General features: G+C 66.2%; 14 protein-coding genes and 1 pseudogene. 6 read left to right on the forward strand and 9 right to left on the reverse strand.

Going from position 1 to position 19,441, the window contains the following annotated elements:
- Positions 1-13: 13 nt before the first annotated feature.
- Together leuB and RE429_RS01500 are read left to right on the forward strand one after the other, a co-directional pair.
- Positions 14-1,120, forward strand: coding sequence for a 3-isopropylmalate dehydrogenase (gene leuB, locus RE429_RS01495; RefSeq protein WP_414472637.1), 1,107 nt, complete (start codon positions 14-16; stop codon positions 1,118-1,120).
- A gap of 529 nt (positions 1,121-1,649) precedes the next feature.
- Positions 1,650-2,771, forward strand: a complete 1,122-nt coding sequence (locus tag RE429_RS01500; RefSeq protein ID WP_414472638.1) for a sulfite oxidase — start codon at positions 1,650-1,652, stop codon at positions 2,769-2,771.
- On the opposite strand, the gene RE429_RS01505 is transcribed toward RE429_RS01500, so the two are convergent.
- Positions 2,749-3,540, reverse strand: coding sequence for a hypothetical protein (locus RE429_RS01505; protein ID WP_414472639.1), 792 nt, complete (start codon positions 3,538-3,540; stop codon positions 2,749-2,751). The two genes, RE429_RS01500 and RE429_RS01505, sit on opposite strands and share 23 nt — an antisense overlap.
- A 483-nt stretch (positions 3,541-4,023) precedes the next feature.
- Between RE429_RS01505 and RE429_RS01510 the strand changes: the two genes are divergently transcribed.
- Both RE429_RS01510 and RE429_RS01515 read left to right on the forward strand, forming a co-directional pair.
- Positions 4,024-5,055 (forward strand): aspartate-semialdehyde dehydrogenase, encoded by a 1,032-nt coding sequence (locus tag RE429_RS01510; protein ID WP_414472640.1) that lies wholly within the window; start codon positions 4,024-4,026, stop codon positions 5,053-5,055.
- A gap of 408 nt (positions 5,056-5,463) precedes the next feature.
- Positions 5,464-6,617: pseudogene (locus RE429_RS01515) on the forward strand (IS701 family transposase).
- Positions 6,618-6,839: 222 nt separating this feature from the next.
- On the opposite strand, the gene RE429_RS01520 reads toward RE429_RS01515, so the two are convergent.
- From RE429_RS01520 to RE429_RS01545, 6 genes are all read right to left on the reverse strand, one after another.
- Entirely contained in the window at positions 6,840-11,411 is a 4,572-nt protein-coding gene (locus RE429_RS01520; RefSeq protein ID WP_414472641.1) for a beta strand repeat-containing protein, read from the reverse strand.
- 267 nt (positions 11,412-11,678) lie between these two features.
- On the reverse strand, positions 11,679-12,428 hold the full coding sequence (locus RE429_RS01525; RefSeq protein ID WP_414472642.1) for a hypothetical protein: 750 nt from the start codon (positions 12,426-12,428) through the stop codon (positions 11,679-11,681).
- Between the two features lie 245 nt (positions 12,429-12,673).
- Positions 12,674-13,431, reverse strand: a protein-coding gene (locus RE429_RS01530) for an IS5 family transposase (RefSeq protein WP_414471476.1) whose coding sequence is annotated in 2 segments (ribosomal slippage) — positions 12,674-13,095 and positions 13,095-13,431 — 759 coding nt in all. Because the reading frame shifts where the segments join, the coding sequence is not laid out codon by codon here.
- A gap of 80 nt (positions 13,432-13,511) precedes the next feature.
- On the reverse strand, positions 13,512-14,192 hold the full coding sequence (locus RE429_RS01535) for a carbonic anhydrase (protein WP_414472643.1): 681 nt from the start codon (positions 14,190-14,192) through the stop codon (positions 13,512-13,514).
- A 17-nt stretch (positions 14,193-14,209) separates the two neighbouring features.
- A complete protein-coding gene (locus RE429_RS01540; RefSeq protein ID WP_414472644.1) occupies positions 14,210-15,148 on the reverse strand; it encodes a threonine/serine dehydratase in 939 nt (312 codons plus the stop codon).
- The gene (locus RE429_RS01545) at positions 15,145-15,912 is read right to left on the reverse strand and encodes a DUF429 domain-containing protein (protein ID WP_414472645.1); all 768 of its coding nucleotides are present in this window, start codon (positions 15,910-15,912) and stop codon (positions 15,145-15,147) included. Before RE429_RS01545 ends, RE429_RS01540 begins: the two co-directional genes overlap by 4 nt.
- 42 nt (positions 15,913-15,954) lie before the next feature.
- Between RE429_RS01545 and RE429_RS01550 the strand changes: the two genes are divergently transcribed.
- On the forward strand, positions 15,955-16,839 hold the full coding sequence (locus RE429_RS01550; protein ID WP_414472646.1) for an HpcH/HpaI aldolase/citrate lyase family protein: 885 nt from the start codon (positions 15,955-15,957) through the stop codon (positions 16,837-16,839).
- A gap of 124 nt (positions 16,840-16,963) precedes the next feature.
- Positions 16,964-17,299, forward strand: coding sequence for a hypothetical protein (locus tag RE429_RS01555; RefSeq protein ID WP_414472647.1), 336 nt, complete (start codon positions 16,964-16,966; stop codon positions 17,297-17,299).
- 52 nt (positions 17,300-17,351) lie between these two features.
- Here RE429_RS01555 and RE429_RS01560 read toward each other — a convergent pair whose 3' ends face one another.
- Complete coding sequence (locus tag RE429_RS01560; RefSeq protein WP_414472648.1) at positions 17,352-18,026, reverse strand: HAD family hydrolase; 675 nt, start codon at positions 18,024-18,026, stop codon at positions 17,352-17,354.
- Between the two features lie 76 nt (positions 18,027-18,102).
- The gene (locus RE429_RS01565; protein WP_414472649.1) at positions 18,103-19,389 is read right to left on the reverse strand and encodes an ABC transporter substrate-binding protein; all 1,287 of its coding nucleotides are present in this window, start codon (positions 19,387-19,389) and stop codon (positions 18,103-18,105) included.
- Between the last annotated feature and the right edge of the window lie 52 nt (positions 19,390-19,441).

Below are 19,441 nucleotides of genomic sequence, written 5' to 3' on the forward strand. Positions count from 1 at the left end.
AGGGGCCTCTCCCATGGCAACGCACAAGCTTCTCCTTCTTCCCGGCGACGGCATCGGTCCGGAGGTCATGCGCGAAGTCGAGAAGGTCGTGGGCTGGTTCCGCCAGCGCGGCGTCGGCTTCGAGACCGAGACGGATCTCGTCGGCGGCGCGGCCTATGACGCGCACGGCAAGTCCATCTCCGAGGAGGCCATGGGCCGGGCTCAGGCCGCCGACGCGGTGCTCTTCGGCGCCGTGGGCGGCCCGAAATGGGACGGCGTGCCTTATGACGTGCGCCCCGAGGCCGGTCTTCTGCGCCTGCGCAAGGATCTGGGCCTCTTCGCCAATCTCCGTCCGGCGATCTGCTATCCGGCCCTCGCCGACGCCTCCTCGCTCAAGCGCGAGATTGTGGAAGGGCTCGACATCGTCATCGTGCGCGAGCTCACCGGCGGCGTCTATTTCGGCGAGCCGAAGGAGCTGGTGACCCTGGAGAACGGCCAGCAGCGCGCGGTCGACACGCAGGTCTATACGACCGGAGAGATCGAGCGCATCGCCCGCGTCGCCTTCGACCTCGCCCGGAAGCGCCGGAACAAGGTGTCCTCGTCCGAGAAGATGAACGTGATGAAGACCGGCGTGCTCTGGCGCCAGGTGGTGTCGCGCGTCGGCAAGGCGGAATTCGCGGACGTGGAGCTCGAGCACGTGCTCGCCGACAACTGCGCCATGCAGCTGGTGCGCAATCCCAAGCAGTTCGATGTGATCGTCACCGACAACCTCTTCGGCGACATCCTGTCCGACATCGCCGCCATGCTCACGGGCTCGCTCGGCATGCTGCCCTCCGCGTCCCTCGGACTGGAGGATCCGGCCACCGGCCGGCGCAAGGCGCTCTACGAGCCGGTGCACGGTTCGGCCCCCGACATCGCCGGCAAGGGGCTCGCCAATCCGATCGCCATGATCGGCTCCTTCGGCATGGCGCTGCGCTATTCCTTCGGCCTGGTCGACGAGGCGGATCGCCTGGAGAAGGCCATCGCCAACGTGCTGGCCTCCGGCATGCGCACCAAGGACATCGCGGCTCCCGGCATGAATGCGGTCGGCACGCAGGACGTGGGCGACGCCATCGTGAGGGAGCTGGAAGCTCAGTCCTAATCGCGGACAACGTCGGAACAAAAAAAGCCCCGGATCCTACCGGGGCTTTTTGCCGATGATCGGGATCATCGGATCGATCCCGTCGCCTCCACATCCGGAACGCCGAATTTCGGGAAGGGATTGCGCGCGCCGACGAATGGCCCGCCAAGGGGATCGGGAAGGGGATCGGGAAGGGGATCGGGAAGGGGATCGGGAAGGGGATCGGGAAGGGGATCGGGAAGAGGATCGGCAGAACGCCTTCGCCGAACGTTCGCGCTGGCCGATCCAGGGCGGACTCGACAGGTAGGACAGAATGCCCTGCGTGGCATCGTGGTTGAGGGAGCCCACCGGCACTTCGGTTCCGGGGTCCAGGAGGCTGCGGGGCTGAACGCGGAAGACGAGCGGACGTTCCTGAGTCTGCGCTTCCGCCGCTGGGCAGTGTGATGGAATCCAGAAGCTGTCAGAACAAGGCAATCTGCCTAAATTGATTCCTTCGAATCGCGAGGTTCACCGGAGGCGAGGTTCACCGGAGGAGTGAGAGGCAAACCGCATGCAGGAACGGATGAAGGCCCTTGGGCTGTTCAGGAAGGATCGCCTCTCGGTGCTGGGGGAAGCGCCCTTCGTGGCCGAGACGCCGGAAGCGCTGCTCGACGACGAAACGACCCCGGTTTCCCGCTTCTTCATCCGCAACAACGGCCTTCTGCCCGAGCCGGCGGAGGATCCGGAGGCATGGCGCCTGACGATCGACGGAGAAGTGGAGCGCCCGCTCGATCTGTCGCTGGCCGAGCTGAAGAGCCGGTTTCCGGCCAGGACCTTCCGCATGGTGCTCGAATGCGGCGGCAACGGGCGCTCGTTCTTCGAGCCGCCGGCGGAAGGCAATGCCTGGACGAATGGCGGCGCCGGCTGCGCGGAATGGACGGGCACTTCCCTGGCCGACGTTCTACGGGCGGCGGGCCTGAAGAAAACGGCGCGCTTCACCGGCCATTTCGGAGCCGATCCGGACAAGACGGGAAGCCGGGAGCAGCAGGCCATGTCGCGCGGCATGCCGATGGCGAAGGCACTGGACGAGCATACGCTGCTCGTCTGGGCCATGAACGGCGAGCCCCTGCCGTTCGTTCACGGCGGCCCTCTGCGGCTGATCGTGCCCGGCTGGCCCGGCTCCTTGAGCCAGAAATGGCTGACGCGGATCTGGATCCGCGACCGGGAACATGACGGCCCGGGCATGACGGGTCTGTCCTATCGCGTTCCGGTCCGGCCGCTGTCGCCCGGTTCCGATGGGCGGCACGTGGAGACGCGGATTCTCGAATCGATGCCCGTGCGCAGCATCGTCACGGCTCCGGCCCACGGCTCGCGCCATGCCTCGGGGACGAAGAGCATCGCGGTCCGGGGAGCGGCCTGGGCCGGGGACGATGCGGTGACGGGCGTGGAATGCTCCATCGACGGCGGCGCGACGTGGCTTGCCGCACAGATGACGCCGCCGCGCAACCGCTACGACTGGGTGCGCTGGACCGCCACGGTCGCGCTGCCCGGAGACGGCTATTACGAGATCATGGCCCGTGCGACCGATTCACAGGGCCGCGCCCAGCCGTTCCGGGCCGTCAACTGGAACCCGAACGGCTATGGCTGCAATGTCATGCACCGGGTGGCGATCACGGTCGGGGAGGGGGCCTGACGCCGGTCGAGGACGTCCGGGCCGCGATGGCGCAGGCCCCCGTCCGGTTCCGCTCGACGTGCAGGAACAGGGCTTTCAGCGACGGGGTTCCCGCCCCGGAGAGCACGATGCCGTCGATGAGGCAGGCGAGTTGCGCATCGTCCGGGGCATTGGCCTCCCCATCGCAAAGCCAACCCTGGAATCCGAAGCCGGACCCGCCGTCGGAGAACCGGAAGGCCTGGCATTCCTGGTCCCGAGACCCGACGAGGGTCACGACGGCGGCCTCGACGGGACCGAACTTGGTCGCCACCATCCGGCTTTGCGCGAGGCGCGAGACGGCCAGGCCCGCCTGAGCGGCGCGGCGCGCCGCGTCGACGAAGAAGCTGCGGGGCGGCTCCGCCGGGCCCTGGACCAGGGTGAGCCTGGCATAAGGGGAATTCCCGAAGCGGCCGAGGATCAGGGTATCCTCCCGTGCTCCGCTCGCGTTCTGCCGCGCCTCGACGGCGAGAGCACCCGCGGCCTTCTCGATCGCATAGAGAGCCGGCGCCGGCGCAAGTGGCGTCCAGACGGGAGCGGGTGCGATCAGAACGGACGGGGGAGCGCTCCCGCGGGCAGCAACCCTGGGCTCGTCGGTCTTCTGCCGGGCGAAATAGACGAGCCCGGCGATGATGAGGCCGGACATGAGCGTTGCGCGAAACCACCGGGTCGGCCTCCTGCGCGCGCGGCGGGCCGGGCGTTCGTCGAAAAACGCCTCGTCCTCGTTCCACGCGGGAGAGCCGGCCTGTGCCATCTCGCTTCAAACACCTGTCGGTTGGATCCGTCTCACCATGTTCTAGCGTATCAGAGCGTTATCCCGGAAGATTTTGCCCACCAAGGTAAACGAAAGCTTATTGCTCGATCCGACCGCCGGACGTGCCGTTCTTGCAGACAGTGCTTGACGAACACGCGCCTTTGGTGTGTTGCTGGGCGCATCGAGGTCCGGACCGGGCCTGGAGCGTTTTTTGGCGAAGCGGACCCCGGTTCGCCGCCGAACAATGCGGCAATAGAGAGATCAAGAGCCGATTGCACGCCCGTGAAGGCGGCTCTGGATGGACGAAGGCAAATGGCGCTGCTCACCCTCACGACGAGCAAAACGAAAACCGCCACGACGGCCGTGAAAACGACGGCCGAATAAGCCTCGTCGTCCCCGGTCCTCTCTCCCGTCGGGGCGAGAGGCGACACCCGAAAAGGGTTCATGACAAGTCCCGGGGAGAGCGATAACAGGAGAAGTCCAATGGGTTACAAGATCGCCGTCGTCGGTGCGACCGGCAATGTGGGCCGCGAAATGCTGAGCATTCTGGCCGAGCGGGCGTTCCCGGCCGACGAGGTGGTGGCGCTGGCCTCCCGCCGCAGCCAGGGAACGGAAGTGTCCTACGGCGACAAGACCCTGAAGACGAAGGCGCTCGATACCTACGACTTCTCCGACGTCGATCTCTGCCTCATGTCCGCCGGCGGCGAGGTGTCCAAGGAATGGTCGCCGAAGATCGCCGCCCAGGGCGTGGTGGTGATCGATAACTCGTCGGCCTGGCGCTACGATCCGGAGGTGCCGCTGGTGGTGCCGGAGGTGAATGCCGAGGCGCTGCGCGAGATCAAGAAGGGCATTGTCGCCAATCCGAACTGCTCGACCGCCCAGCTCGTCGTGGCGTTGAAGCCCCTGCATGACCGCGCCACCATCAAGCGTGTGGTCGTCGCCACCTATCAGTCCGTGTCCGGCGCGGGCAAGGACGGCATGGACGAACTCGACCGTCAGACCAAGGCGCTCTATTCCCTGCAGGACGTGCAGGAGAAGAAGTTTCCCAAGCGCATTGCCTTCAACCTGATCCCTCACATCGACGTGTTCATGGAGGACGGCTACACGAAGGAAGAGTGGAAGATGATGGCCGAGACCAAGAAGATTCTCGACCCGAAGATCAAGCTCACTGCCACTTGCGTGCGCGTGCCGGTCTTCATCAGCCATTCCGAAGCGGTCAACGTGGAATTCGAGAAGCCGATCACGGCGGACGAGGCTCGCGAGATCCTGCGCGCCGCGCCCGGCATCATGGTGGTCGATAAGCGCGAGCCCGGCGGCTACATCACGCCCCACGAGGCGGCGGGCGAGGACGCCACCTACATCTCCCGCATCCGCGAGGACATCACCGTCGAGAACGGCCTCGCCTTCTGGTGCGTCTCCGACAACCTGCGCAAGGGCGCGGCGCTCAACGCCGTGCAGATCGTCGAAGCCATGGCCAATCGCGGCCTCCTGAAGGCCAAGAAGCAGGCGGCCTGATCCTTAAAAAAGGCGGGAGCGGGCCAGTGCCGCGTTCCCGCCGGTTTCCGGCTCTGCGGCGCGGGATCCCGCGCCGCCGCACCTGGCGCTACAGCATCGGACGTGACATCGAACCCACATCCGATGCTGTCGGACTTTGGACTTGAGCATCTTTTCACGCGAAACCGGTTCCCAGTTCCCGCGTTCGATGCGCTGTTCCATCGTGGGAGCATCATTCTCGTCATGCCCGGCCTTGAGCCGGGCATCCACGTCCTTGTGGCGCAGTCGTTCCCAAGACGTGGATGGCCGGGACTGATCCCGGATCAAGTCCGGGACGACCATGACGATGAATGGCTACAGCGTCGGACGTGTGAAACCGAACCCACGTCCGACGGCTTCAACAGTGAGGCCCACCGCTGGGCCAACCAATTGGACGATTTGTGCCTTCGGATTGCTCCCCGCTTCAGCCGGATCGAGCCGCGTCGACGGGCCCGTGCCTATCTGCAGGGATTGCTCGCCCCGCTTGAGCGTAAGAACGGCTGGCATCTGGCGGAAGCCGCCGGCGATGTCACTCCTGATGGCGTGCAGGATTTCCTGTCCCGCATGCACTGGGATGCCGATGCTGTGCGCGATGATCTGCGCGCCTACGTGGTCGCGCATCTCGGCGACCTCGAGGCCGTGCTGGTGCTCGACGAGACGGGCTTCTTGAAGAAGGGCGACAAGTCTGTCGGTGTCAAACGCCAATACTCCGGCACCGCAGGCCGCAACAAGAACAGTCAGATCGGGGTGTTTCTCGCCTATGCCAGCCGGCATGGCCATGCGCTCATCGATCGGGCACTGTACCTGCCCGAGGCTTGGGCCTTCGATGCGGCGCGCCGCACGCAAGCCGGCGTGCCGGAGGAGGTCATGTTCACCACCAAGCCGAAGCAAGGGCAAGCCATGCTGAAGCGGGCGTTGGCGGCCGGCGTGCCGTGCGCCTGGGTGGTGGGCGACAGCCTCTATGGCGCCGATTCCCAGACGCGGCGCCTGGTCGAGGCGCATGGGTGTGGCTATGTGCTGGCGGTGACCTCGGCCCAGCGGCTCGGCTTTAAGCACGTCGAGGATTGGCTTGAGGACGTGCCGGCGAGAGGCTGAGCGCCGGCGATGGCGCCGAAGGGCCGAGGCTGTATGACTGGGCCTATCTGCCCTACGGCATCCCGCCGACCGGCTGGAAGTCCGGCTTCTTGATCCGGCGCAAGAGGGGCCGGCCGCATCAGTTCACGTTCTATCTCACCTGGGCGCCTGCCGACACGGCGCTGACCACGCTGGTTCGCGTGGCAGGCCAGCGCTGGACGATTGAACGTTGCTTTGAGGAAGCCAAGGGGGAAACCGGGCTTGATCAGTATGAGGTGCGCTCGTGGACGGGCTGGCATCGCCACATCACGTTGGCGATGCTGGGGCATGCGTACCTCACCGTCGTGCGACGGCACGCCATCGGGGGGAGAGGAGCTCGTCGTGCACGCGGCGGGACTGGTGCCCTTCACCGTACCGGAAGTGCGACGGCTGCTTTGGTATCTGGTGTGGGAGCAGCCACCTTCGGTTGAGGCTGTCGCGCATTGGTCTGTATGGCGACGACGGCATCAGCAACGGGCCCGTGACTGTCACTGGAGCAAGCGAACCCGACACCGGCGCAAACCCCGGCTGTAGTATTAGGAGCCCCTTTCAGACCTGATGTTGAAATGCCCAGCCCTCGGCTCCGGCATATGTGATGGTATTATATTTCATTCAAGGGCGAGCCGTAAAGCCCACCCTCGACATGTCCCGCGTTAGATGAGATGGAAGTACTCGTTTGTGAGAGCCGGCTTGGTCGGGCTGATGATCGTGGCGATCAAGTTGGCCGCCACTCCGACCCCGAAGCCATCCCGGTCATACCAGATCTCCCCTGTCGCCTGATTGTAGACGATGCGGTGGTTCGCCTGCGCGGTTGCGAGCGTCCCCGCATGGAAGACGCTGGCCTTCAAGATGCCATTGTCCACGTCGGCCGCCGTGATCCCCGTAAACCGGGTCTGAGCCAATTCGATGCGGTCGCCGTTGACTGCCGGATTACCGGGATCCTTCAGATCGAACTGCACGATCTTGTCCGTGTTCAGATTCGTGATTGCCGCATCGAACCGGAATGCATCGTCACCAGCGCCCCCGTTCAGGCGATCGGATCCGCCGCCTCCGCTCAGGGTGTCGTTGCCGATGCTGCCGTTCAACGTATCGTCGCCGGCCCCTCCCCTGAGATAGTCGTCGATGCCGATCCCCGGGATATTGGTCGACAGGCCGTTCACCGTCTCCTTCTGAAGATTCAGTATCGTAAGAGTCTTCGTGAACCGTACGGTGGTGGTACCGTCGAAAACATCGACCACGACATCGAAAGTGGGGGCGAGTTCGCTGTCGATCTTCGTCTGGTTCTTCACGAGCAACTGCCCGTTGCCGCCCAACTCGACACGCCCTCCCGCATCGTCGACCAGGGTCCAGGTCAGCGCATCCGTGTCCGTTGCGGTGAACCGGCCGATGATGTTGCCGCGCCCCAAATTCTCGCGGACGGTGTTGTCCGAGAAGGCGATGTTCGACGGCGGCGCGTTTTCGTCCGCACCAAGGACACGGACGACATGTTCGACGACCGGGCTCGCCAAGTTCCCGTCATAGGCCTGAACCTTCAGCGTATGATTGCCTGCATCGGCAACCGTCGCATCGCGGTTCAGTTCGATCAGACCGGAGTTGGCGTTGATCTTGAACAGACCATCCGCACTGATCAAACCGCTTGACCCGTCCTGAGAATCGGTGAACCGGAACTTGTTGACCTGGAACTCGGGATGGAAGGTGTCCGGATCCTGCGCCGTCGCGGTCGTGACATCGTCTCCAGCCCTGCTGTTGACGCGGACGACATTCGCCGGGCCGAACGAAACGCCGGTCGCCGCCTCGTTCTCGTCCGTGACATAGACCCTAAGGGTCGTCGTCTGCGTCTCCCAGCCGGTCGCGGTTTCGGTCCCCTTCACGGTGAGCAGGTAGAACTTGCGCTCCTGGGGCGTACCGCCGAACTCGGTCTGCAGATCCGGATCCTGGTTCGGCCCCGCCTCGTAATCGACCGGGCCGATCAGCGTGATGGCCCCGCCCGCCGGGTCGATCGCGAACTTGTTTCCCGGATTGCCGACGAGGGAATAGGCGATCTCGCCCGCCGCGACATCGGGCGATCGCACCATGGCGACGGCCGTCTGCGGGTCGGCGTTTTCGTCGATCGTGCGGATTGTGCCCTGCACGACAGGCGCTGCCGGCGAGGAGGGCGACAGGGAGATCGTCCCGTCCGCGAATTGCAGGGACTCGATGTTGCTTAAGGTATCCTGGCCGTCGCCGCCGGCGCGGCTGTCGGTCACGGTGAGGGTGCCGTCGGATTGCCGGACGATGACGTAATGGGTCCGTGCCCCCGAAAACACCGCCACATCCCGACCCGCTCCGCCGTCCAGGCGATCGTCGCCTCCTCCTCCGGTCAGCGTGTCGGCGCCTGCGCCGCCGTCGAGGGTGTTGTTGCCGGCATTGCCCGTGATCGTGTTGTCGAGACCGTTGCCGGTGCCGCTGAGATGGCCCGTTCCGGTCAGCACGAGATGCTCGACATTGGCTCCGAGCGTGAAGGAGACGGAGGCCTCGACCGTGTCGATTCCCCCGCCGGCACTCTCGGTCACCACATCGCCCGTGTCGTCGACGATATAGGTGTCGTCGCCGCGCCCGCCGATCAGCGTGTCGGCGCCCGCGCCGCCGTCGAGGGTGTTGTTGCCGCCGTTGCCCCTGATGGTGTTGGCGAGGCTGTTTCCCGTGCCGGCGATATGGTCGCTCCCGCTCAACGACAGGCGTTCGATATGGGCCGCGAGCGTAAACGAGACGGTGGCGATGACGAGGTCGTCGCCGGCATCGGCTTCCTCGATGACGATGTCGCCCTCATGATCAACGACATAGGTATCGTTACCGAGACCGCCTGCGAGCGTGTCGGCGCCCGCGCCGCCGTTGAGCGTGTTGTTGCCGCCGTTGCCCGTGATGGTGTTGGCGAGGGCGTTCCCGTTGCCCCTGATATGGCCCGATCCCGTCAGGACCAGGCTTTCGACTTCATCGGCGAGGGTGAACGACACGGAGGCCCGGATCGTGTCGTGCCCTTCGCCGGCATTCTCGACGATGACGTCGCTCGTACTGTCGACGATGTAGGTGTCGTCGCCGAGCCCGCCGATCAGCGTGTCGGCGCCTGCGCCACCATCGAGCGTGTTGTTGCCGCCGTTGCCCGTGATGGCGTTCGCGAGATCGTTGCCGGTGCCGCCGATATCGGCGGCTCCGGTCAGGACGAGGTTCTCGACATGGGCCGCAAGGGCGTAGCTGACCGAGGCCCGGATTGTATCGGTTCCTTCACCGGCATTCTCGACGACGACGTCGCCTTGATCGTCGACGATATAGGTGTCGTTGCCGAGACCGCCCGCGAGCGTGTCGGCACCGAGGCCGCCGTCGAGGATGTTGTGGCCGTCATTGCCCGTGATGGTGTTGGCGAGAGCATTGCCGGTGCCGCTGACGTCGTCCTCGCCGGTCAGGACGAGGTTCTCGACATTGTCCCCGAGCGTGAAGGAGAGGGAGGTCTCGACCGTGTCGGTGCCTTCTCCGGCATTTTCGATGATGATGTCGCCGATATCGTCGACGATGTAGGTGTCGTTGCCGAGACCGCCGATCAGCGTGTCGGCGCCTGCGCCGCCGTCGAGGGTGTTGTTGCCGGCATTGCCGGTGATGACGTTGGCGACTTCGTTGCCCTCGCCGCGCAGATGACCCGATCCGGTGAGAACGAGGTTTTCCAGGGCGGAGAAAAGGCCGAGACTGTAGGAAATGGACGCCCGGACCGTATCGGTTCCTTCACCGGCATTCTCGCCGACGACATCGCCGGCGTCGTCGACGATGTAGGTGTCGTCGCCCGCGCCTCCCGCGAGCGTGTCGGCGCCGGCGCCGCCATCGAGCGTGTTGTTGCCGGCATTGCCGATGATCGCATTGTCGAGGGCATTGCCGGTGCCGCTGATGTCGTCCCCTCCGATCAGGAAGAGGTTCTCGATGTGATCTCCCAGCGTGAAGGAGATCGAGGCGGCGACCCCGTCGGTCCCCTCCCGGTCGTTCTCGATGACGACGTCGCCCACGTCGTCGACAAAATAGACGTCGTCGCCGAGCCCGCCGATCAGCGTGTCGGCTCCCGCAGCCCCGTCCAGAACGTTGCTGCCCGCATTGCCGGTGATGACGTTGGCGATGTCGTTGCCGGTGCCGGAGAGATCCCTCGTTCCCGTCAGGATGAGGTTTTCGATATGCGGCCCCAGCGTGAAGGAGATCGACGCGTACACCGTGTCGGTGCCTTCCCCGGCCTCTTCCTGGGCCCAATCGCCGTCGTCGGCGACGATATAGGTGTCGTCGCCGAGACCGCCCGCCATGTCATCGATACCCGAGCCGCCGTCGAGGGTATCGTTCCCGGCGCCGCCTTCGAGAACGTCGTTCCCGCCCTCGCCGTAGAGGGCATCGTCACCATCGCCGCCGATCAGGGTATCGTCCCCGTCGCCGCCATGGGCCGTGTCGTCTCCGTCGCCGAGATCGATCATGCCGATCACCGTTCCGCCGCGCCCGTCGAACATGTCGTCGCCCCCGAGAAGATGGATGTCGCCTGCGATCATGCCGCCGTTGCGGATCGTCTCCCGTCCGTCGCCGCCCTGAACGGCGGTGCCGCCGATGATCCTTCCCGTGTTGGCGAGCGTCGCCAGGGAGGCGGGCAGGCCGAAGAGGGAAGCCCTGGTGCCCAGCCACACGCCGATGCTGTCCGGGCCTCCGATCGCCTGAATCGTGCCCGCATTGGTGGTCCGGCTGCTCTTGTCGAGCCAAAGGCCGTGGGTGATGCCGACGATCGTGCCGGTATTTTGGACTTCCGTCCTGTCGACATCGAACGACGCGAGACCCTGAAGGCCGATTTCGCCGAAGATCACGCCGCTGTTCGCAACGGCGACGTCGGCATAACTGGCGAAGATCCCGACCCGGCCGCCCTGAACCTGGCCGTTGTTGAAGACCCGGCCCCGATTGCCGATGTCGATGCCCATCTCGCCCCCATGGACGAAGCCCGTGGAGCCTATGAAAGCCGTGCTGTACTGGTTGCTGAAGTTGATCCCGGCGATCGCCCCCGAGATCTGCCCGAACACGGTGACGGAGGAATGGTCGTTGAATTCGACATAGGAGACGGCATAGGCGAGATCGTTGCCGGGGTTGAGGATGAGACCCGCCTGGGCGACGATGAGATGGTCGCCCGATCCGATATATTGCGTCTCCCTCTGGAGGTCCAAGACGTAGAGGATTGTCATGACGGGTGCTCGCGATCATAGGCATCAAATCGAAATCGATTATATGTTATATAATATCAATAAATCGTCAACGCACGACCTGAAACACCTTCGGCAGGACGAAGCATCCATTCCTATCGGCGGCGGGCTGCGCGCCGCCCGGACAGTAAAACCACAGATGAGCCTATGGTGTATCCGCGAAGCCCGGTCTCACGCGTTGCCCCTCCCACAACGGCCGCAACCTGCTCAGGCTAAGGGGGCCAGCGTCTCCGGGCGGCCACCTTGCGGCTATGGCCTTGCTGCACGGCCCGGGCTCGTTCCCTGAGAAGGCTCGGCCGTGGCCGCTGCTCCCATCGCTCCCCCGACAAGGGCGCCGAAAGGTCCTCCGAGGAGGGCGCCCGCGAGGAAACCGAAGAAGATCCCGAAGGTCTGCTGCTCCGTGGCGCACGGGAGCCCGTTAGGGCAAGCGGCGGCCGGCGGCGCCGCGCGAGAGACTGCCCCGGCTCCGGTGCGGATCGATGCGGTGGCGGCCACGTGTCGCGCCTGTCGTTTCACCGCGCCCTGCCGGGCGCCGTGCTTCGCGGCCGGGTTCTTCGGCGTCTTCCTCGACACGTTCCTTGACACATGCGCCGGAGCCGGGCGGGGTGCCGCCTTCGCGGTTTCGCGCGGCGGGCTGATCGACGAAACGGCGATATCGGGAGGGTAGGGCGGCGGCGGGATCTCGGGCTCCGCCTGCGTCTCCGGAACGGCCGCAAGGGCGGCAGGAGGGCCTGAGGTCGGACCCGGAGCTCCTGCCGATGCCGAAGGCGGCAGCGAGGCGATCAGTGCCTGGATGTCGGGGCGGGTGAAGACCGGCTGAGCCCGGATGCCGGGAGAGAACCGCTCCTGGAACTCGATGCCGGGATCGGCCTGCGGCTGATCGGCGGCTGAGGGCAAAGGCTGCGCGCCCAGTGGCAGCGATGCGGCATGCAATCCGCAGGCGAGACTGGCGACGGCGATGGCACAGGTGCCCGAATGAGTCCTGCCGCGACGCGACACGGATCGACTCCCGACACGATCTCCGTGGTGTCGGTGAACCCGGGGCGGAACCGATCGTTCCGTGGCGGCCGCCGCGGCGACCGCTTGTCACGCGCTGTTGAAAAAACGGGCCGTCAGCGCATCGTGCGAAAAAGTGGCCCCGGTTTTTCGCACAAACGATGCGCTCTTTCCAAGAAGGGAGCATCGGATCGATCCCAAAAGTGCAAATCCACTTTTGGGTCCGATGCTCTAGGACGAATCCACATTCAGCACAGCCAGAGCATGATGGCGGCGAGGTGGATGAAGGCGAGGAAGTGGCAGGCGCGCCGGTCGTACCGGGTTGCAAAGCGTCGGCAGTGCTTGAGCTTGTTGAAGCAGCGTTCGATCCGATTGCGCAGTTTGTAGGCGGTGGCGTCATGGGCAATCGGCTGCTTGCGCGATCGGCTTGAGGGAATGACCGCCTCGGCGCCCATCGCCGCGATGGTCTGGCGCAGCTCGTTGGTGTCATAGGCCCGATCGGCCAGGACGGACCGGGCCTGGAAGCCGTCGAGCAGCGCCTTGGCGCCGAGGCAGTCGTGGCGCTGGCCGGCGCTCAGCAGGAAGCGCAGCGGTCGGCCGAGGCCGTCACAGATCATGTGGATCTTGGTGGTCAGACCCCCGCGGGAACGCCCCAGCGCCTGAGTGGCGGCCCCCCTTTTCCGGCGGCGGCCTGCTGATGGACGCGCACCAGGGTGGTGTCGAGCATGAGATAGTGATTGTCGCGATCCTTGATCAGCTCGGCAAACACCTGCTCCCAGACCCCGGCCTTGGTCCAGCGGGTAAAGCGGGCGTGGACGCTCTTCCATTTGCCGTAGCGCTCGGGCAGATGCTGCCAGAATGCTCCAGAGCGCAGCACCCACAAGACGCCGTTGACGAACAGGCGGTTATCCGCCCCGCTGCGGCCGGGGTCGCCCACCTTGCCCGGCAGCAGGGGGGCGATGCGCCGCCACTGGGCTTCGCTCAGTTCGTATCGCTTCACACCCATCGTCCGGCTCCGAATCAAACCACCTGCAACCCAGTGAGTCAGCTTTCTTCGCTCGTGTGAATCCTGAATGTGGATTGGCCCTAGCGCGGCCCCGCATCCCTGGCGGAGAACATCGACACGCGTGCGGGAACGTCCTCCACGGCGGGCTTGAACTCTCCGGTTTCGGGATCGCGCACCAGCAGGACGCCCGTGGCCACGCCGAAATAGGCGCCGTGAAGCTGAAGCTTCCCGCGCTCCACCAGAATGCGCACGCAGGGGAAGGTCATCAGATTCGTCAGGCTGTTCTCGACGGCGGCCAGTTCGAGGCGCGGCAGGTACTCGTCGAGCTTGCCGGGAGGGGGGCCGAGGCGTTCACCCGCGGGCTTGATCAGGGACATCCACCGGCCGATGAAATCGCCCGGCGACAGGGGGGCGGTGTCGTCCGCGAAGGCACGCACGCCGCCGCACCGGGCATGGCCGAGCACCACGATGTGTTTCACGCGAAGCGCCTGCACGGCGAATTCCAGCGCCGCCGAGGTTCCGTGAAAGTCGCCTCCGGTCTCGAAAGGCGGCACGAGGTTCGCCACGTTGCGCACGACGAACAGCTCGCCCGGGCTCGCGTCGAAGATCACCTCCGGCGAGACCCGGCTGTCGCAGCAGCCGATCACCATGGTCTCCGGCGACTGCCCCTTTTCCGCGAGAGCCTCGAAACGCCCCTTCTCTCGCGGAAAGCGGTCGTCGAGAAAGGAGCGGTAGCCGTCGGTGAGGCGCTGGGGAAACATGGGCAGTTCCTTGGCTGTTAGTGGGTCAGTTCGGCGAGCCTGGCGAGTTCGACATTGGCTCCGCACAGGAGAATCCCGATCCGCTCGCCGGCCCGGGGTTTATAGGCCCCCGAGATCAATGCCGCCAGTGCGGCACCGCCGCCGGGTTCCGCGGCGATGCGGTAGTCGCGCCAGAGAACCCGCTGCGCATCGCGGATGGCCTCGTCGGCGACGAGCGCCACATGGTCCACCGTCCGGCTGCAGATCCCATGGACGAGATCGCCCGTGTTGCGGGCTCCGAGCGAATCGGCCGCCACCGAATCGACCTCCACGTCGACGGGCCCGCCCGCCTGCAGGGCGGCATGGAGCGCGCGCGAGCCCTCCGGCTCCACGCCCACCACCTTCACGCGGTCCGCCCACCAGCTCGCGATGCCGCCGATGAGACCGCCCCCGCCGACCGCCACCAGAACCGTGTCGAGGGCGGGGCCGTCCTGCTCCCATTCGAGGCCCACCGTGCCTTGGCCCGTCATGGTGCTCTCGGCCGCGAAGGGGTGGACGCGAAGGGCGCCGCTCTCGGCGACGTAGCGGTCGCAGGCATCCTGCGCATCGGCGTAACGGGCGCCGCCGATCACCACCTCCGCCCCGTGGGAGCGGATCACGGCGATCTTCGCCGGGCTCGAGATCTCGGGAACGAAGATGCGGGCCGCCACGCCGAGCCGGCGTGCCGCATAGGCCACCGCGGCGCCGTGATTGCCGCCGGAGGCCGCCGCGACCCCGGCGGCCGGAATCGGCATCGACAGAAGCGTGTTGAAGGCGCCGCGGGTCTTGAAGGAGCCCGCATGCTGCAGAAACTCCAGTTTCAGGCTCACCGGTCCGTCATGTCCGAAGGCGCCCGGCACATTGAGGAGCGGGGTGCGGCGGATATGGGGGGCGATGCGGGCATGGGCTTCTTCGATATCGGCGCGGGTGATGGTCATGGCGGGTCCCTGAGCGTCCAGATGGCGACCGGCAGGCCGTGGGCGTCACGGTCGGGCGGATCGGGAAAGGATCGCCCTCCACCTGTCGCGAGATCGAGCGCCACGGTCAACCCCGCCAATGCGTCGAGCAGGTCGTCGGCCGCGGCGCCCCTCGGCGGGGGCGCATCGACGAGTGCCTTGTCCAGGAGGCCGGACAGCGCCAGCAGCGAGCGGCGCAGGCCCAGGCCGGGCGCGAAGGGGACGCCCTTCACCTTCTTGGGCTGGTCGAGGGCCCTTCGTCCGTTCAGGGCCCAGAAGACGAGTTCGGGATGCACCTCGAAGATCGTCTCCGCCAGGACGGGCCTGGTCCGCAGCAGCGCGTCGATCTCGCGGATCTTGGGAAAGATGCCGAAACCCTGCCGCGAGACCTTTCGCGGCGGATCGGATGTGGCGAGCGCCAGGGCGCAGGCTTCGCCGTAATCCTCCGCATAGACCGCCCGCCGCGAGGGAATGGCGAAGACCGAGGATTGCCGCTGCCCGAGGAGCGGGCGGATGAGCTGTTCCGGGATCCGGCCCGACCCTTTCGTGTCCTCGGGCAGGCCGATGGGCATGTCGACGGCGATCACGGCGGGCCGCTCCGGCGCGTCGACGATGGCGGCGAGATCGGGCGCGACGGCGATCCGGGCCGAGGCGGGACGGCCCACCTGCATGAACGCCGCGATCCATCCGGCCCGGCAGCCATCCACGCCCGCGACCCACATCGCCTGCTCTCCCTTTGCGTCCACCCGCGCACCTGATTACAACCGTTTGCGCAACGAGGAACCATCATGATCGCGATCCGTCCCCGCCGCAGCGCCCTCTACATGCCGGGCTCGAATGCCCGCGCCGTCGAGAAGGCCAAGGCGCTTGCCGCCGATATCGTGATCTTCGACCTCGAGGATGCGGTCGCGCCCGACCTGAAGGCGCAGGCGCGAGAAGCGGTTTGCGCCGCCGTGACGGCGGGCGGCTACGGATCGCGGGAACTCGTGATCCGCGTCAACGGCCTTCAGACGCCCTGGGGCGAGGCGGATCTCGCCGCCGCCGCCGGGGCCGCACCCGATGCGGTCCTGCTTCCGAAAGTCTCCTCGCCCGAGGACGTGCTGGAGGCGGGCCGGCGTCTCGATGCCCTCGGCGCGTCCGAAAGAGTCCGCATCTGGGCCATGATCGAGACGCCGCTCGCGATCCTGCAGGCGCAGGCGATCGCGGCGGCGGCGCGAAACGGCCGGTCGCGTCTCGCCTGTTTCGTCATGGGCACGAACGATCTCGCCAAGGACACCCGCGCGCGCCTCAACCCCGGACGCGCGACGATGCTGCCCTGGCTCATGACGGCGCTTGCGGCGGCGCGCGCCTACGGCCTCGATATCCTCGACGGCGTCTACAACACCCTGTCGGACGAGGCGGGCCTGCGGGCGGAATGCATCGAGGGACGCGATTGCGGCTTCGATGGCAAGACGGTGATTCATCCCGGCCAGATCGCGGCGGCAAACGAGGTCTTCGCGCCGTCGCCCGAGGAGGTCGAGACCGCGCGCGAAATCGTGGCCCTGTTTGAAACGCCGGAGAATGCCGGCAGGGGCGCCGTCAGCCATAACGGCCGCATGGTCGAACGGCTGCATGCGGATATGGCGCAAAGGACGCTGGCTCTGGCGGAGGCGATCGCGCGGAAAGGATCGTGAGCGCGGTGATCCCGGCCCGGACGGAGCGGCCTGTCGCCCGCTCGTCTCGCGAGCCATAATTTCCTATCTGGCGCCGGCCGGCAGCCTTGCTATAAAAGGACACGGCTTTCCGGGGAGCAGGATCATGACACGGGACAATTCACCGACGACGCTGACCGACGAGGACCTCGCGCAGGTCGTCGGGGGCGCCGGTCCTTCGAACGCGTCTCATCTTCCGGACCGTTCGGGCGAAGGGTTCCCGGGCATCGATGCCGCCGATCTCCGCTCCGTCATGGACAGGGAACTCACCCTTCCGGCGCGCTTCGCGCAGGCCGTGGCGCACGCGAACGAGGAATGGAGGCAAGCCGCCGACGAGGGGGCTTCGCGACCCGTGCTTGAGAGAGAGCCGAGGGTGGCCGAAGAGGCGGCCAATTTCCAGAAGCTCGTCAGCGACTACCGCAACGCCCTTTCGAAGGATTAGGTCGCGAGGCTTCCGTCCCGGTCGGGCGGGACCGACGAGGGGGCACGGCCCGTCAGTCGCTCCCGAGCCCCAGGAGAACCGGAAGCTGGCTCATATCCGTGAAGGGATGCGCGCCTTCCGCCTCGAGCTGCTCGCAAGCGAGCTCCTTGGCGAAGCCGAGCACCCGGCAGCCTGCGGCTATTCCGGCGCGCACGCCGGGCAGGCTGTCTTCGACGACCACGCAATCCTCAGGGGTGGCCGCACAGGCCAGCGCCGCGGCGAGATAGATGTCCGGCCAGGGCTTGGGCCGCGGCACGTCCTCGAAGGAGAGGACGCGCCCTGAAAACAGGCTCGTGAAGCCGAGGCGATGCAGCTTCGTCTCAAGCTCCAGGCGGGTCGAGTTGGACGCGACGGCAATCGGAACTCCGCACGACGCAAGGGCCTGAAGCGCTTCCGGGGCCCCCGAGACGGGCTCGACCTCCTCCTTCATGACCGCGGCCACGCGGTGCGAGATCAGGGTCATCCAGTCCGCCGGCAATGCCCCGACAACCGCCTCGATCCGCGGCACCATGTCGGGCAGCGCGGTTCCGAGAAAGGTGCGCCCCGCCGCGTCCGGCGTCATGGGCCAGCCCCGGAGCGTCAGGTCCGCCGCGATCACCCGGTTCACGAGGGGTTCGCTGTCGGCCAGCACGCCGTCGCAATCGAAGAGAACGGCCGCAGGGCGGCGCGCCGGTCGAGGGGAATTCATCGAGCTTCTCTGCCTTCGTGTTTCGCAAAACGAAGGGCACGGCCCGATGACCGCGCCCTTCAGGATGTCGCCTATGTTACTGCATCAGCGCGGTCGTTTCCTTGGTAAGCTTATCCAGGCCCGCTTCGGGGGAGGTCTCGCCCCGCATGACGCCGTTGATGATGTCGCGCTGCAGGCGCCAGATCCGCACCGAGCTGCCGCCCGGATAACCCTGCCAGGGGACCGAGCGGTCCGTCTGGTAGGTGATGGTCTTGAAGTTCGGATTGGCATCGTAATACGGCCCGAGGAATTCAGGACCCGACGCGCGCCGGTTCGTCGGGAGATAGCCTGTGATTTCCACCACGATCTTCTGTGCCTCCGGGCCGGTCATGAACTTGACGTATTCCCACGCGGCCTTCTGCTTGGCCGGATCCCGCGCCGTGATGACCGCCGAGCTGCCGCCGGTGGGCAGGCCGCCCTTCGCCTTGTCGTCGACGGGGAAGACCGCGGTCCCGAGGGTGAATTTGTTGCCGATGAGGTCCGTGATCTGGCGCAGCCGGGCAGGGGTCTCGAAGAGAATGCCCGTCTGGCCGGCGGTGAATTGCTGGCGCGACGAGTCGAAGTCGATCAGCGGCATGCCCGTCTCGGTCACGAAGCGGCGCATGGTGGTCAGCGCCTTCAGGCCCGGCTCGCCTCCGAAGGCGACCTTCGTGCCGGATTCGTCGAGCATGTTCGCACCGCCCTGGTGGATGAGGGCGCGGAACAGCCAGTCGTCGGGCCAGTCGTGGACGTTGTAGGACAGGCCCGCTACGCCCGGCGAGGCGTCGCGGATCTTCGCCGCGAGCGCGATCACGCCCTCCCAGGTGTCCGGCATCTTGCGCGGATCGCCGCCGGCCTTCGTCACGAGCTCCTCGTTGAAATACATCAGCGGCGTCGAGGCATTGACCGGCATGCCGTAGAGCTTTCCGTTGACGCGGCCGAGATCGATGACCTTCTCGGAGTAGTTGGCGTTGCGCCATTCCGCCGGCTCGGCGTCGAGCAGCGGCCCGAGCTCGGTGATCTGCTTACGCTTCAGGAGCGCGTTGACGAGTTCGGTCTGCAGGTGGAAACCGGAGAAGTATAAATCCGGCAACTGGTTCGTGACCGCCTGCCGCAGCATGACCTGGTGGCCTTCGTCATAGTTCGCCACGGGGGCCCGGAAGGTGATCTTGATGTCGGGATGACGCTTCATGAATTCCTGAGCGATGGGCTCATGGAACTTGGCGAAGGAAGGCTGGGGATACAGAACGTCCAGCGTCGTTTCCGCCAGCAGCGGGGTGGCGGTCACGCCGCCCGCGAGCGCCATGCCCGCGAGCGCCGCCGTGAATTTCGAATAATAGCCCATAAGCTGTCTCCTCCCAGGGTCCGTCGTGCAGATGTCGGAAGCTGCCGTTGCA

The sequence above is a fragment of the Microvirga sp. M2 genome, from assembly GCF_047497095.1.
Classification (GTDB): Bacteria; Pseudomonadota; Alphaproteobacteria; order Rhizobiales; family Beijerinckiaceae; genus Microvirga.